The sequence below is a fragment of the Rhizobium sp. SVR5-9E genome (assembly GCF_056755095.1).
This window is the reverse complement of the sequence record NZ_JBNDHS010000294.1, coordinates 1-344: the sequence shown is the minus strand read 5'-3', so window position 1 is coordinate 344 and position 344 is coordinate 1. Positions and strand designations below refer to the sequence as shown.

The 344-nt window shown below is 61.3% G+C and carries 1 protein-coding gene; it reads right to left on the bottom strand.

What is annotated here, in order from left to right; all coding sequences use genetic code 11:
- A partial coding sequence (locus ACPYOJ_RS34860; protein ID WP_481420305.1) for an efflux RND transporter permease subunit occupies positions 1 to 344 on the bottom strand: 344 nt, incomplete at both ends.

Genomic DNA, 344 nt, shown 5'->3' with positions numbered 1-344 from the left:
GTATAGAGCGTCAGAAGCTGGGAAAGCACGAGGCCGCCGATGATGGTAATAACGAGCGGGATGCGCAGTTCGGCACCCGTGCCCTGCGCCAGGGCCAATGGCAGCGCACCGAAGAGTGCCGCCAGTGTCGTCATCATGATCGGGCGGAAACGCAGGATAGAGGCCTTGAGAATGGCTTCGCGCGGCGGAAGGCCTTCCTTGCGCTCCGCCTCCAGCGCGAAGTCGATCATCATGATCGCATTCTTCTTCACGATACCCATCAAGAGCACGATGCCGATCAAGGCGATGATCGACAGGTCCTGCCCGAACAGCATCAATGCGAGCAGCGCGCCGACGCCGGCCGA